The 13,357-nt window shown below is 48.4% G+C and carries 14 protein-coding genes; 10 read left to right on the top strand and 4 right to left on the bottom strand.

Translation table 11 applies throughout. The features are described from left to right. Nucleotides 1–90 (top strand): IS3 family transposase (locus C6Y45_RS14235; RefSeq protein ID WP_146159186.1); only part of this gene is annotated, 90 nt, incomplete at its 5' end. A 96-nt stretch (nucleotides 91–186) separates the two neighbouring features. Here C6Y45_RS14235 and ald read toward each other — a convergent pair. After that, nucleotides 187–1,305: an alanine dehydrogenase gene (gene ald / locus C6Y45_RS14230; RefSeq protein ID WP_107585897.1), complete on the bottom strand. Its 1,119-nt coding sequence runs from the start codon at nucleotides 1,303–1,305 to the stop codon at nucleotides 187–189. A gap of 210 nt (nucleotides 1,306–1,515) precedes the next feature. Further along, on the bottom strand, nucleotides 1,516–1,734 hold the full coding sequence (locus C6Y45_RS14225; RefSeq protein ID WP_107585896.1) for a KTSC domain-containing protein: 219 nt from the start codon (nucleotides 1,732–1,734) through the stop codon (nucleotides 1,516–1,518). 260 nt (nucleotides 1,735–1,994) lie between these two features. Between C6Y45_RS14225 and C6Y45_RS14220 the strand changes: the two genes are divergently transcribed. From C6Y45_RS14220 to C6Y45_RS17665, 5 genes are all read left to right on the top strand, one after another. Further along, complete coding sequence (locus C6Y45_RS14220; protein ID WP_107585895.1) at nucleotides 1,995–2,255, top strand: hypothetical protein; 261 nt, start codon at nucleotides 1,995–1,997, stop codon at nucleotides 2,253–2,255. A gap of 312 nt (nucleotides 2,256–2,567) precedes the next feature. Continuing rightward, nucleotides 2,568–3,740 carry a beta-aspartyl-peptidase gene (gene iadA, locus C6Y45_RS14215; RefSeq protein ID WP_107585894.1) on the top strand — a complete coding sequence of 391 codons (1,173 nt, stop codon included), beginning with the start codon at nucleotides 2,568–2,570 and terminating at the stop codon, nucleotides 3,738–3,740. Nucleotides 3,741–3,789: 49 nt separating this feature from the next. Further along, on the top strand, nucleotides 3,790–4,236 hold the full coding sequence (locus C6Y45_RS14210; protein WP_245922668.1) for a DUF2243 domain-containing protein: 447 nt from the start codon (nucleotides 3,790–3,792) through the stop codon (nucleotides 4,234–4,236). A 1-nt stretch (nucleotide 4,237) separates the two neighbouring features. Then, the gene (locus tag C6Y45_RS14205; protein WP_107585893.1) at nucleotides 4,238–4,678 is read left to right on the top strand and encodes a hypothetical protein; all 441 of its coding nucleotides are present in this window, start codon (nucleotides 4,238–4,240) and stop codon (nucleotides 4,676–4,678) included. Nucleotides 4,679–4,940: 262 nt separating this feature from the next. Continuing rightward, nucleotides 4,941–5,123: a hypothetical protein gene (locus C6Y45_RS17665; RefSeq protein WP_107585892.1), complete on the top strand. Its 183-nt coding sequence runs from the start codon at nucleotides 4,941–4,943 to the stop codon at nucleotides 5,121–5,123. 231 nt (nucleotides 5,124–5,354) lie between these two features. Here the strand turns inward: C6Y45_RS17665 and C6Y45_RS14195 are convergent, their stop codons facing one another. Continuing rightward, nucleotides 5,355–6,443, bottom strand: a complete 1,089-nt coding sequence (locus C6Y45_RS14195) for a cytochrome P450 (protein ID WP_342752446.1) — start codon at nucleotides 6,441–6,443, stop codon at nucleotides 5,355–5,357. A 789-nt stretch (nucleotides 6,444–7,232) separates the two neighbouring features. Between C6Y45_RS14195 and C6Y45_RS14190 the strand changes: the two genes are divergently transcribed. The 3 genes from C6Y45_RS14190 (at nucleotide 7,233) to C6Y45_RS14180 (ending at nucleotide 11,824) form a co-directional block, all read left to right on the top strand. Beyond that, nucleotides 7,233–7,685: a MarR family winged helix-turn-helix transcriptional regulator gene (locus C6Y45_RS14190; protein WP_160058406.1), complete on the top strand. Its 453-nt coding sequence runs from the start codon at nucleotides 7,233–7,235 to the stop codon at nucleotides 7,683–7,685. After that, nucleotides 7,682–11,005: an efflux RND transporter permease subunit gene (locus C6Y45_RS14185; protein WP_107585890.1), complete on the top strand. Its 3,324-nt coding sequence runs from the start codon at nucleotides 7,682–7,684 to the stop codon at nucleotides 11,003–11,005. The genes C6Y45_RS14190 and C6Y45_RS14185 overlap by 4 nt, the downstream gene beginning before the upstream one ends. A gap of 177 nt (nucleotides 11,006–11,182) precedes the next feature. Further along, complete coding sequence (locus C6Y45_RS14180; protein WP_107585889.1) at nucleotides 11,183–11,824, top strand: hypothetical protein; 642 nt, start codon at nucleotides 11,183–11,185, stop codon at nucleotides 11,822–11,824. A 308-nt stretch (nucleotides 11,825–12,132) separates the two neighbouring features. Here C6Y45_RS14180 and C6Y45_RS14175 read toward each other — a convergent pair whose 3' ends face one another. Further along, nucleotides 12,133–12,810 (bottom strand): SDR family oxidoreductase, encoded by a 678-nt coding sequence (locus C6Y45_RS14175; RefSeq protein ID WP_160058404.1) that lies wholly within the window; start codon nucleotides 12,808–12,810, stop codon nucleotides 12,133–12,135. 180 nt (nucleotides 12,811–12,990) lie between these two features. On the opposite strand from C6Y45_RS14175, the gene C6Y45_RS14170 reads away from it, so the two are divergent. Further along, the gene (locus C6Y45_RS14170; protein WP_107585887.1) at nucleotides 12,991–13,353 is read left to right on the top strand and encodes a SpoIIAA family protein; all 363 of its coding nucleotides are present in this window, start codon (nucleotides 12,991–12,993) and stop codon (nucleotides 13,351–13,353) included. The last annotated feature ends 4 nt before the right edge of the window (nucleotides 13,354–13,357 follow it).

Here is a 13,357-nt window from a genome sequence, read left to right as displayed (position 1 = left end):
ATGACGTACTATAATCACCATAGATATCAATGGAACCGCAAAAAGATGACCCCTGTGCAATACAGGGATCATCTTCTAGAAGTAGCTTAGGCTTTTTAAAAATGTCCTTTACAAAGGGTACACTTTAAATCCCTTCAGAGGTTTTTTAGTGATAATTTTTCCATAAATCAGCGCAATAATTGCTTTTTACAGTCCCAGTGCTTTTTCCGGAGAAACGTATTCATAGCCGAGGTCACGGGCGACAGCTTCATATGTGACGTGACCGCCGGCAGTGTTGACACCTTTCATAAGCGGAGCTGACTGACGGACTGCTTCCTTTACACCGGACGCTGCAATTTTAAGCGCATATGGAACAGTGACGTTCGTCAGGCCAATAGTAGATGTCCGTGGAACAGCTCCCGGCATATTCGCTACAGCATAGTGGACAACTCCGTGCTTCGTGTACGTCGGGTTATCGTGGGTTGTAATATGATCGATTGTTTCCACGATTCCTCCCTGATCAATCGCTACGTCGACGATCACAGACCCCGGAGCCATTTCTTTTACCATTGCTTCTGTTACAAGCTGTGGTGCTTTAGCTCCGGGAATAAGGACGGCACCAATAAGCAGGTCGGATTCTTTGACTGCCTGGGCAATATTCAACGGGTTGCTCATCAGTGTATTGATTTCTGTGCCGAACTGATCGTCCAGCTGCCGGAGACGTTCCGGGCTGAGGTCAATGATCGTAACATCCGCTCCGAGTCCCATCGCAATTTTCGCCGCATTCGTACCGACGACTCCGCCGCCGATCACCGTTACTTTCCCGCGCTTGACGCCGGGGATACCGGACAGCAGTACACCGCTTCCGCCTTTTGGTTTTTCAAGAAACTGCGCGCCGATTTGGGAAGCCATACGTCCGGCGACTTCACTCATCGGTGTAAGAAGAGGCAGTGTGCGGTTAACTTCCACCGTTTCATAAGCAATGGATGTGACGCCGTGTTTCGTGAGCGCTTCGGCAAGTTCCGGTACGGCTGCCAGGTGGAGGTACGTAAATAAAATCAGTCCTTCCCGGAAATAGTCGTATTCCTCCGGGAGCGGTTCTTTTACTTTCATGATCATTTCCGCATCGTGCCAGAGTTCTGCAGCTTCTGTGCGGAGAGAGGCACCGGCTTCAATATACGCAGCGTCGGGAAAACCGCTTTCCACCCCTGCGTTTGTTTCGACCATCACAGAATGACCTGCCTGCGTCAGCGTCATTACACCCGCAGGGGTAAGAGCTACACGGTTTTCGTTATTTTTAATCTCTCTTGGTACACCAATAATCATTATATTTCCCCCTTATCAAGTAAGTTCTGCTGTATGCGGAGAGTGTACAGCAGGGCTTTTCTACTATCTATTGTAGCGTACACTATATAACGTATCCACTATTTCCTGGATAAATTTGTGTGTTTATTTATAACGGTTTTGTCTTTTCAGGATGGACACATAAAAAAAGAGCGCCTCGACAAAAGGTCAATGGCGCTCCCGGGAGTTGATTTACGTTTTGATTACAGATGAAGGAAAGCGTCCTTTAATACGCTCTTCATAATATTTTTTCATGTCTTGGCTGGAAAACATCCCGACGTATTCCGTTTCCCGTACTTCGTAATAAATAATGTAGTCCTCGTCTTCGCATTTAACGTGCAGCTGCTTCTGCATCGGATCGTACCCGATTTTTTGAAAGCCCGCACTGTTCAGCTGAGTCCACTGGATCATTATTTCCCCCTCCTTACATGAAAGTATTATTACTTGTTTTCCCGGACTTAAGACCCCGCAAACCTCCCTATTTCTATGCAACGGCAAAAAAATTATGAGAAAAAAGTCACAAGTACTTGAATGAAAGAACGATTCTTTACAGCAGTCCCTGTTTTCGTATATAGTTTAAAAGGAAGAAAGAACGGTAATTAATTTACCAGAAATAGCAGTTCCCACTGAAAACTCCCGGCTCCGGTGCCGGTCAGAAAGGAAGGATCACTATGCAGAAACTGCTGCTGTGGATCGGGCTTTCCATCTTTATCGGATGGATTATCGCAATGTCCGTTAATTATGGAATTTACAATGAAGCGACCGACCCTGCACTTATTTCGCCGTTTGTTGACGGTATTTTATTCATGGCCTTAATGCTCGGTATTTATTTTATTGTCTGGTGGACATTCACAAAAAAACCGGCAGCTGCCACGATACAGCTTGCGGCAGGTGCCGTGCTGTCCCTTACCGCCGCTTTCCTGCTTATTTAAAAGATAGAAAAGCGTAGAACTCTTTTATAAAAAGGTACTTCGGCGCCGCCGAGGCGAAAACCTGCCAGGACTCATTCCTGGCAGGTTTTTTCATTATCCTCTTTAAGCGGATTAATCACTTCTGAATATTCGTAGTAATGATGAATTCATTTGGAGCTTATAGCTTCTTACGTTTATACGCGCTGAAGGGTAATGTGAAATTCATCCGCCTATATAAATACTGCAGTAGTGACAGCTTCCTGTTCTGTACTTTCACCTTGCCGGGGTTAAAGGTAAAATAAAACCAGTCCAATATTAACAGGAGGTTTTATGATGCTGAAACTTATCAGAGGTGGCACGGTGTATGCGCCGGCGTACCTCGGTAAAAAAGATATTCTTATTGCGGACGGGCGGATAGCAGCAGTAGAGGATAAGATTGAGCCTCGAAAACTTGCTCCCTTCATGGAAGTAACAGAAGCGGACGGGAAACTTGTTGTCCCCGGACTCGTTGACGGGCACGTACATATTACCGGAGGAGGCGGAGAGGGAGGATTTTCGACCCGCACCCCGGAGCTCACGTTAAAAGACTGCATCGACGCCGGAGTGACCACCGTCGTCGGCGTCCTCGGCACCGACGGAACGGCACGTACGATGACGAACCTCGTCTCAAAAGCAAAGGGGCTGACGGAGGAAGGCGTCACCTGTTTCTGTCAGAGCGGAAGCTATCACGTCCCGGTCCGGACACTGACCGGATCGCTGCAGAATGACATTATGTTTATAGAGGAAATTATCGGTGCCGGAGAAATTGCGATCGAAGACCACCGCTCCTCCCAGCCGGAATGGCAGGAAATCGCAAGAGTTGCCAGTGAAGCACGTGCCGGGGGCCTTTTGTCAGGAAAAGGCGGCGTCGTAACGATTCATGTCGGGGACGGAAAGGGGCTTCTTTCCAAACTGGAAACAGTCGTACAGGAAACGGAAATTCCGATTACCCAGTTTTGGCCGACACATATTAACCGTCATGAAGCACTGCTGGAAGCAGGAATCCGTTTTGCCCGGGAAGGCGGTTTCGTCGATTTTACGACGAGTACGCTTCATTCTTCAGAAAAGCCGCTCCTTAAAAGCAGCAGTGGGATGAAATATATGCTTGATGCCGGTGTTCCTCCGGAGCAGATTACTTTCACATCCGACGGGCAGGGAAGCCTCCCGCAGTTTGATGAAAACCGGCAGTTTACAGGTCTCGGTGTCGGAAAAGTCGACAGTCTTCTTCAGGAGCTGCAGGATGCAGTACTCGTGGAAGGACTGCCTCTGGAAACTGTCTGGAAAGCCGCTTCTGAAAACCCTGCCCGGCTGCTGCAGCTGCGGGGTAAAGGGACCGTGGAAAAAGAAAAGGACGCCGACCTGCTTCTTCTTCATTCGGAAACGCTTCATGTAGAGAGCGTCATGGCCCGTGGAAAATGGCTTCAGCACGGGGATAAGCGGCAGAAGGGAACGTTTGAAGAGGAATAAAAAAGGCTATAGTAAGCTGACATTAAAATGTATATAAAGGAGGTCTATTGTGAACGCACAGCAGAAAAATAAAAAGTTTGAAACAGGCAGTTTCCTGCTCGGTTTCGGCTTTCTCGGAGCCATGGACGGCATCGTCTTTCATCAGCTGCTGCAGTGGCACAGCGTGATCATGGATACGACTGAAACGATGCAGATTGTCAGCGACGGCCTCTTCCACCTCGCCGTTACGATCACCCTCATCGCAGGTGCTGTTATTCTCTGGATGGGAGGCCGGCCGCCGAACTTGAAAGAAGGATTCCGCCGGATGCTCAGTATGTTTTTAATTGGAGGCGGAATATTTAACCTTGTGGAAGGTATCATTAATCATCACATTCTGCAGATTCACCGTGTGCATCCGGAAGCGGCCAACCCTCTGTTTTACGATCTGGCATTTCTCGCGAGCGGTGCTGTACTTGTCATAATAGGCGTACTGTTCCGCAGAGGACTGGGTAAATAAAATGAGTACCTACCGGGTTATAAGCTTTATTGTGCTGTTTGGATTTGTCGGAGTTACCTTGTACTTTTATACGATCAACAGTCATTTCGTCATGCATGTTGCCGGGTCTCATGAACATGGTGCGGTTGAAGTACCTCAGGAGGAAGAAGCTCCGACGATAGAAGGAGAAATTACCGAAGAAGACGGAACGGCCGCCCTGCATATTGAAGTGGAGAATTTTGAATTCGTCCGGGAGGAAATGGGGGACTCCGGCTACCGCGAAGGCCACGCCCACGTATACATTAACGGCGAAAGGGAAGGCCGTCTGTACGGTACGGATTATCCGCTCGGCCAGGTGAAGGAAGACGAACTGCACATCCGCGTCGTCCTGAGCAGCCACCAGCATGAAGTGCTTCAGTATGAAGGAGAAGAAATTGACTGGGAAACAACCTACCGCCCTTAATTGAAGTAACCGGTCAATTTAGAAAATGAGCCTCCAGAATCGGAATTTAAAAGCCCGTCGGACTTATATTGTCTGACAGGCTTCAGACTATTGATAAAGTATTTTTTTATGTATGAATATAACACTACCCTGCGTTCGCCTCCCGGGACGCTTTCCGGGCGGGCCGGGCTCAGCTAATTTCTTCCTCCCAATGCTCGGAAGAAATGGATCTTCGCCTCGTCCTTCATCGCCCAGGAGTCGTCCCTGCGGCTGCTGCAGGGAAATGAAAAAAGGTTTTTGCGATGAAAAATCTCTCTTTATAAAACTGTTTTCTCCAATAAAGAGATGGTTTTCTCTCCGAAACGGCGGAGGCGCAGCGCAGTCAGACCACGGCACAGGCCAAACAGCTGAAGACCAGCCCCATGGCAAGAGAAGGAGCTTATACAACGACTGGAATAAATATTAGCCACCGATCATTTAATCAACAAACTTAAGCCCGTCAGACTTATTTTGTCTGACGGGCTTAAGTTCGCGTAAAGTCCTTGTTATGCTGAAAGCAGTGGTTACGTTTTTCGTTTAAAGTTTTTTAAGGTTATTCTGCTTTTAGGGATCGTAGGAATTTCTGTCATGCTAAACGACAGATCCTGCTCCGGGAACGAGTAAGTCATGTGATTGACAAGAAAGTTCAGGCTTTCTTTTAAAATATCAATGGTGATCCATTCCCCTGCACAACGGTGACCAATGTCGAATTCTCCCATTCTCTGAATCTTTCCGGTTCGAAGCGGTTCGGATTTTCCCAGTCATCCGGATGGTGATTTGTACCGTACAGATCGAGAAGAGTCAGTGTACCTTCTTCAAATGTATAACCCTTCCATGTAAACGTATCTTTTACTTTAGCTGCTGTGAAAGGGAAAAATGGGTAATACCGTCGAACTTCCTGAATGAAATACTGAAGCTTGTTTTCATCTCCAGATTCCAGGTCTTTACTTTTCTCAGGATATTGATGAACTGCTAAAGCTGTAAAGGCGACGTAAATAGAGACAGCTACCATTGGACGCAGAAGATTTAATATTTCAACAGCTGCAGTTTCTTCATCAAGCAGCTGATCTTCAAGGTCTCTATGCCAGGCAAAAGCATACAGGGCCCGGGATTTTTCTACATCCCGCTCCTCATTACGTACTTCTTTGATGAGCTCTTCAATCCATTTTTCTGCTTTGGCGCGGGCTCTCCAACCTTTAAAATGTCCTAAACTGACATCTGCAGGCCGCTCAAACATTTCACTCAGCTGGTCCGCACGAAGCGCTACTTCATCTTCTTCCAGCGGAACACCTGTCCATTCACATGCCACCCTGGTAATAATCTTTTTTACTTCCTCGTACAGCGTTATTTCTTCCTGGGACTCCCACGCTTCCGCTGCCTGTTTCCAATGCTTTTTAGTTAAACGGCGGATCTCCTCTAAATCCTCTTTCGACATGAGGGACATAAACATCGCTTTTCTATGTCTGTGAGCTTCTCCATCCATCCCTTGAACTCCGCCTTCACCAAACAACGTTTTTTCCACTGGTTTAGGCGCTGCTCCTTCTCTTTTGAATTTACTGTTATCATAAAAAATTTTTGCCGCTTCGCTTCCCGACAGACATATTGCTTTTTCTCCGAGAAGCTTTGTTTCAAACACATTCGACTGCATCGTATGACGCCGGTTAATGATAAACTGATAACCTTCCTTTAGAAGTTTCAGGCTGTTGTCGAGCCCCTCTTCCTTCGGCATATTGCTGTTGTTACTCATCGTATCCCTCCATTGTAAAGTGAATGAAGATTCACTTTACATCTTCCTCCAGTAAATGTTTTTTAAACCATAGTATTATAATTGAGGGGGAATCGATTTTACAAGAAATTCAGCACAGCAAAATACGAGTGATTCCTATTGCGGGCAGCTGTTTTCGCGGGTGATGTATTAACGAAATATAATTTCAAAAGCTGCTTATTCCTTCTAAAGACTACCGGTTTCGGAGAGCAGCTTCATTTATAGACAAGAAAACATTTGCATTTGTCACCTTTTTGCTGAACGAGAAATGTTGTTCATAAAAAGCAGAAGTACGTCTCCTCCAGCCGCCACCACCAGACACTGCTTATTTTTTCGAGCTCAGGCGGACGATCAGCCAGATAAGCAGTCCGATTACTGCGGCTGTAGCACCGATAATGACTAAAATTAAGATTATTCCCGGAACTCCTACACTGCTCATAACAACATTCTCCTCTATATAAGATGTCGGTTTCGATACATTGTGCTCCCAATGTAACATAAAAAAATGTTAATTGTAAAAAAATGTATTTAAATAAACGTTTTTGGTGTGAAAGTTCCTCTTTACCTGCGGATAAAGCCACCATCCCAAAAGAAATATATCGTATTTCCTAAAGCAGAGAAGCTGAAAGTATCACCCGTTTATCACAGCGGTGGATTGAGTTGAAACAAGGTGCCTGAATTCCAGGAGCTTTGCTTTGACACCCCTTCTAAAATTGTTTTATAGTTTAACAAATTAATAATTAATTTACTTAATAGTTTATGGGGTGTGTTATGGATAACAACCAAATAAAACACGAAGTGGAGCAGCACATCGTCGACTTTATGATCACGCTGCAGCACGAGTTTGGAAGTTCTGTGGATGACGGGCTGTCCCCGAATCAGCAGCTCGTTCTTTATTTAATCGGAACGAAGAAAGTGACCCGGGTGAAGGAGCTTGCCTGGTGTATGAACGTGTCCGCCAGTGCCGTCAGCCAGATGCTGGCGAAGCTGGACCAGCGGAAGCTTACAGAGCGCTGTGTGGATGAAGAAAACCGGCGCAACACGGTGCTCCGTCTTCTGTCGGAAGGCGAAATGCTGCTCGGAAAAATGGAGGAGCAGCGCCATAAAATTATGGACCGCTATCTTTCGGAACTTCCGGAAAAAGAGTTAAAAGTAGTACATGACGTCTTTTCGAACCTGCAGCGGCAGGCGGAAGCAAACAGCAGGGAAGGGGAAACAACATGAAAATAACCAACTTTTCAATCCGCCGGCCGGTTTTTACACTTGTCACAATGGCTTTATTTCTCGTACTCGGATTTGTTTCACTGACGAACATTCCGTTAAAGCTTCTGCCGGATATTGATGCGCCGATTGCCGCTGTCGTCACCTCCTATGATGACGCCGGACCGCAGGAAGTAACAGACGGTGTGTCCATCCCGATGGAGCAGAGTCTGTCGACGGTGCCCGGTTTGAATACGATCAGCAGTATTTCCATGGAAGGACAGTCACTGACTGTACTTGAATTTTCGTGGACGACGTCGATTGATGATGTCGAAAACGATATTATCACTTCCATGAACCAGGCTCAGCTGCCATCAGGCGCCGGGAATCCCCAGTTTATCAAGCTCGATCCGGATCAGTTTCCGATCATTCAGCTGTCTTTGTCATCTTCGGGAGATGAGGACATCGACAATCTCGTCGCTGATCTGGAAAACGACCTGCTGCGGGTGGAAGGGGTTGCATCCATTGATCTCGACGGAGAAGCCGTGGAGGAAGTGGCGATCACCCTTGATCAGGATGAGCTGACGGATAACGGGCTCGATCAGAGTGACGTTGTCCAGACGCTTCAGTCGCATAACGTCACGGCCCCGGGCGGTGTGACGGAAGATGAAGGCGACGAACTGACAGCAAGAGTCGTGTACGAATTGACATCGATAGAAGAAATCGAAGAAATTGTCCTTTCAGAAACACCGGCAGAAGACGGCGAAGAAACAGACACCGTGACACTTAACGATGTGGCGGCTGTCGAGCGGTCGCCGGAGCCGGTGGACGTGATTACCCGTACCAACCAGGAAGATGCGATCCTCATGAGTGTCCAGCAGCAGTCCCAGGCGAACACGGCGACGGTTGCAGCGGACTTTATGGATGAGCTTGACCGCCTGCTTGATACGAACAATTACGAAGAAATAGAAGCGGACGTATTGTTCAACCAGGGGGAATACGTAGAGCAGGCTGTAAGCAGCGTATCGCTCGCCCTGATCGGCGGGGGAATTATTGCGATGACCGTTCTGTTTTTCTTTTTGAGAAGCATTAAAACGCCGCTGTTAATCGGTATTGCCATACCATTTTCTGTTATTGTAACGTTTGTGCTGCTTTACTTTACGAATTTTTCCTTAAATATTATGACACTCGGCGGGCTTGCCCTCGGTATAGGGATGCTTGTCGACAACTCGATCGTTGTTATCGAAAACATTTACCGGCACCTGTCGATGAAAAAGACGCCGAAGCAGGCTGCAGCGGACGGGACGAAAGAAGTGGCTACAGCGATTACCGCCAGTACATTGACGACGATTTCCGTTTTTCTTCCCGTCGTTTTTATCAGTGGGATTGTCGGCAACCTGTTCCGGGAGTTTGCTCTGACCGTAGCTTTCAGTCTCCTCGCATCACTTGCTGTGGCTCTCACGGTTGTGCCGATGCTTGCGAGCAGATGGCTGAAGGAGCCGGAGGAAAACTTTGAGGAAAAAAGACAGAAGACGCGGTTTGTCCGGTTTTTTGACCGCTCAGCCCGCTGGTCACTGAAAAACAGACTGCTCGTTTTTATCACGACGATTCTTCTACTCGTCGGCGGCGGTGCAGGTCTTGCAACTGTTGGAACGGAATTTCTTCCGGCTACGGACGAAAGCTTTCTGCAGATTGAAATCGAAAATGAACCCGGCACTCCGCTGACAGAAACGTTTGAAGACGTTCAGGCGATAGAGGAGGAGCTGGACGGTCTTCAGGAAATACAAAGCTATACGACAGTCACCGGATCCGCAGGAGATCAGGGGCCGATGAGCGGGAGCGGACAGGGCCACGAAGCGGTCGTCTATATCGCACTCGTCCCTGTAGGAGAGCGGGACATTTCCACACTCGACTTTTCCGAGGAAATCCGCCGGGACGTCGAACAGGCAGCGCCGGATGCCGAAATAACGATGGCCGTGGATGCGTCCTTCGGCGGCGATCCAAACACCTTCTCCTTCGACGTGCTTGATTCCAATTCGCAGCGTCTCGAGGAAATTGCGGATGATCTGCAGGAGGAGTTTGAAGACCGGAGTGAGCTTACGGAAGTAACGAATTCCTTCGACGAAACGATTCCGGAGCTTCAGCTGCAGGTGGACGCTGATGCGGCCCGGGAGGAGGGACTGACGCCGGCAGAGATTGCCGAGCAGGTAGACAATAAAACCGGCGGCGTACAGGCGACGCAGATCGTGACAGAGGACAGTGACGTGCTTGCAGTGAACGTGCGCTTCGAAGACGAATTTACCGAAACGAGCGAAGCGCTGGAAGATCTGCAGCTCCGTAATCAGGAAGGTGAATTTATTGCGCTTTCCGATGTGGCAGAAGTGGAGCGAGGGGAAAGTCCGGAAACGATCAACCGGATCGACCAGGAAGAAGCGGTCCAGTTTTCCCTTACCTACACGACAGACAATACGCTGAATGAGATCAATGCGCTTGTCCAGGAAACGATCGACGACTACGGTCTCCCGAATGAAACAACCGTTTCCTACACCGGGGATCAGCAGCTGCTGGAAGACGCGATTGCCGACTTGATGCTCGCGTTAATCCTTGCGATTATTTTCGTGTATTTCGTGCTCGCAGCCCAGTTTGAATCGTTGAAGTATCCGTTTGTCGTCATGTTTACCGTGCCGCTCGTCCTTATCGGGGTAACGCTCGCACTAACTCTGACGAGAACACCGATCAGCATTACCGCCTTTATCGGACTGATCGTCCTCGTCGGTATCGTCGTTAACAATGCGATCGTTCTCGTAGACTACATTAACCGTCAGAAGGAATACGGACTGAAAAGTTTTGACGCCATCGTGGAAGGAGTAAAAGACCGGGCACGGCCGATTTTAATGACAGCTTCCACGACCATCCTGGCACTTATCCCGCTTGCTTTAGGATTCGGGGAAGGGGCGGAGATCCAGCAGCCGCTCGCCATTACTGTCATCGGCGGCATGGTCAGCGCCACGTTCCTGACGCTCGTGCTCATACCCGTTGTCTACAGTTTCTTTGATAAAGACACGCGTCATTTGAACAAGAAATTCATGACAACGGACGGACGCCTCATTCCGGCGTACCTGCTGGAAGCTGAAAAAACGGAGGAAACTACAGGACAGAGTCCTGCGACTTCGAAAAAATCAGATCGTCTGGAAATATCCGGATATTACCGCGATATCGATGAGGAGCCTGAAGCCCCGCCGGAAGCTGAAAAAGAAGAAGACGGTGGGAAAAACGAATCGATGTCAAAAGATGAACTGATCGAAGTGCTTGAAGAACTGATCAGAAGAAACAATAAAAAATAACCGGCAGGCCGGAAACGAATCCGGCTCTGCATTAAAGACACCTTCACGTGGAGGTGTCTTTTTTTTGAAAAGCAGCCGGTACTTTGGACATGAATCGGTGCAGACCGCTAACTTTTTCTGGTCATAGAAGTAGGTTTTTTGTATGATGTAGGAAGAAGAAGCGGGGGAGGAATGAGGATGTCACCTATGAAAAAAATATACTTCTCCATGGCTGCCGCCGGAGTACTTTTTACAATTGGTTGTTCAGATAACGAACAAGCCCTTCAGACCGGGAATTGGGATGAAGAAACGATGAATGAGACAAGCGCCGAGCTCGCGGCGCAGCTGGAGGAGTCTGAAAACCGCAGAGAAGAACTGGAAGAAGAAGTGCTTGATCTGCGGGAGGAAAACCTGGAATTAAAAGACGACGTCCTCACGTATAAGCAGCAGGTGATCGACCAGCAGCAGGAATTCGACGAAGATATTCGTCTGCGGACGAGTCTGCAGCAGCGGGCAAAAGATTTCTTTCACGCCATGCACGAACGGGATATCGAAGAGCTGGAGGGTTTGACCGGTGAAGGGCTTCTCATAGAGGAAGAAGAGGAATTGTTCCGTATAGAAGGGGATGACAAAAGCGGACGTTCCTTTCATTTTATGCAGTTGGACCGGACACATTTTGTTTATCAGCGCGGCATCCAGACCTCCGAGGACCGGGCCGTCGCAGAATATGAATTTTATATGGCGGACGAGGAAACGATCAGCCGGTCAGGGATCGTCGAGCTGACGTTCGAACCGTCGGACGAAGACTGGAACATTACGTCTATTGCCTATATTAACTAATACGGGGACTCAAGCAAAGGCCGCTGGAAGCAAAAACGCTTCCAGCGGCCTTTTTTATTAGATGATTGTCACGAACCTGTTTCCTCTTGGCTCTGCCTCTCACGGCCATGCTGATGACACGCACATTCCCCTTCAAATATCTCAAAACGGCTTCCACGTCGGTTATGTGAGCCCTGTTTCTTCTTCCGAAAGCCGTTGACGGATATAAGCATGCTGGATTTCCCATCTTTCATGTTTAACGGGTCAATCAAGACCGTACTGTCTATAGCATCTACATGAAAGGCCGGAAGCAGACATCGCGTTGATCTTCAAGGCTCCATACGGTGTTCGATACTGCCGACGTCCTTTGAAGCTGTGAGAGCTGCTATGACAGCGTCGGCAACAGCTTCCGGAGTGAGTCCGGATGGCTTTTCGGAAGCGGAGACGCCGGCAAAATCGGTTTGCACCAGCCCGGGGGACACCGTTGATACGCGGATGCCATGTTCTCTTCCTTCTTCGTTCATGGTTGCGGAGAGACCCCGCAGTCCCCATTTGCTTGCACAGTAGGCGGAGGCTCCTGGTCTCGTGACATAGCCGAGATTCGAGGCTACATTGACGATCTCCCCGCCGCCGGCTGCTTTCATCCATCGGTATACCTGCTGGGACAAAATAAAAACACCCCGCAGGTTCGTATTTAGCTGCGCATCCCATTCTTCCAATGTCAATTCCTCAAATGGTTTGAACGAGCCGACACCGGCATTGTTGACCAGTCCATTTATTTCGCCGCAAGTTGAATGACACTGCTCGACAGCAGCTGCAGCTTCCTCTGGATTGTTCACGTCACAAGGGGTGCCAAAAAGTCGGCTGTGATTTAATTCTTCCTGGAGTGCTTCCAGAGAAGTTTTTGTTCTGGATACTGCAAATACGGTATCGCCTCTTTCCAGCAGCTTCTTCGTTACTTCTTTCCCAATGCCTCTCGTTCCACCGGTGACTATATAGATTGCCATCGTCATTCCTCCTCTGTGTCTGCGCATCTCTCCAACGCATCCCTTTTAGTATATACGGAAAGCTCTTACACAGAAAGGAGGAGGTGGAATGTAAAAAATAAGGGGTGCCGCATTTTTTTGTTTGAACCCGGGCGGCAGCGTGAATAGTGCGTGGGAAAGATAGTAAAGGAGGTACAAACGATGCTCGTATGCCAGACAGGGAATGCTCCGAATATTGTAGAGTATTTTATGCAGGGAAAACTTTCGGAAAGAGAAAATAAAGAGCTGCTGACAGATTTGGAGGAACGGATTGAGGAGCACGGAGAAGTACACCTGCTCGTCGTCGTGGAAGGCATTCCGACGGTAGATCTCTCCGCTGTGCCGGACCGTCTATCCTTTGCGAAAGATCACCTCAGTGATATCGGCCGTTATGCACTCGTATCCGATTCCAAGGTCGTTGATGCTGCTGCAGCTCTGTATGACAATGTTACGGAAATCGACTTTCAAACGTTCGCACCAAGCCAAACACAGGAAGCAAGAACATGGGTCGAAGCGGGAGCCTGATACC

Origin of the sequence: Alkalicoccus saliphilus, from assembly GCF_003044065.1 — a bacterium.
GTDB lineage: Bacteria > Bacillota > Bacilli > Bacillales > Salisediminibacteriaceae > Alkalicoccus > Alkalicoccus saliphilus.
This window is presented reverse-complemented; position numbering and strand designations above follow the sequence as displayed.

What these genes read in the sequence shown, in the direction of transcription:
- ald (WP_107585897.1), bottom strand. Translation starts at nt 1,305, where the DNA reads ATGATTATTGGTGTACCAAGAGAGATTAAAAATAACGAAAACCGTGTA.
- C6Y45_RS14225 (WP_107585896.1), bottom strand. Translation starts at nt 1,734, where the DNA reads ATGATCCAGTGGACTCAGCTGAACAGTGCGGGCTTTCAAAAAATCGGG.
- C6Y45_RS14220 (WP_107585895.1), top strand. Translation starts at nt 1,995, where the DNA reads ATGCAGAAACTGCTGCTGTGGATCGGGCTTTCCATCTTTATCGGATGG.
- iadA (WP_107585894.1), top strand. Translation starts at nt 2,568, where the DNA reads ATGCTGAAACTTATCAGAGGTGGCACGGTGTATGCGCCGGCGTACCTC.
- C6Y45_RS14205 (WP_107585893.1), top strand. Translation starts at nt 4,238, where the DNA reads ATGAGTACCTACCGGGTTATAAGCTTTATTGTGCTGTTTGGATTTGTC.
- C6Y45_RS17665 (WP_107585892.1), top strand. Translation starts at nt 4,941, where the DNA reads ATGAAAAAAGGTTTTTGCGATGAAAAATCTCTCTTTATAAAACTGTTT.
- C6Y45_RS14195 (WP_342752446.1), bottom strand. Translation starts at nt 6,443, where the DNA reads ATGAGTAACAACAGCAATATGCCGAAGGAAGAGGGGCTCGACAACAGC.
- C6Y45_RS14190 (WP_160058406.1), top strand. Translation starts at nt 7,233, where the DNA reads ATGGATAACAACCAAATAAAACACGAAGTGGAGCAGCACATCGTCGAC.
- C6Y45_RS14185 (WP_107585890.1), top strand. Translation starts at nt 7,682, where the DNA reads ATGAAAATAACCAACTTTTCAATCCGCCGGCCGGTTTTTACACTTGTC.
- C6Y45_RS14180 (WP_107585889.1), top strand. Translation starts at nt 11,183, where the DNA reads ATGTCACCTATGAAAAAAATATACTTCTCCATGGCTGCCGCCGGAGTA.
- C6Y45_RS14175 (WP_160058404.1), bottom strand. Translation starts at nt 12,810, where the DNA reads ATGGCAATCTATATAGTCACCGGTGGAACGAGAGGCATTGGGAAAGAA.
- C6Y45_RS14170 (WP_107585887.1), top strand. Translation starts at nt 12,991, where the DNA reads ATGCTCGTATGCCAGACAGGGAATGCTCCGAATATTGTAGAGTATTTT.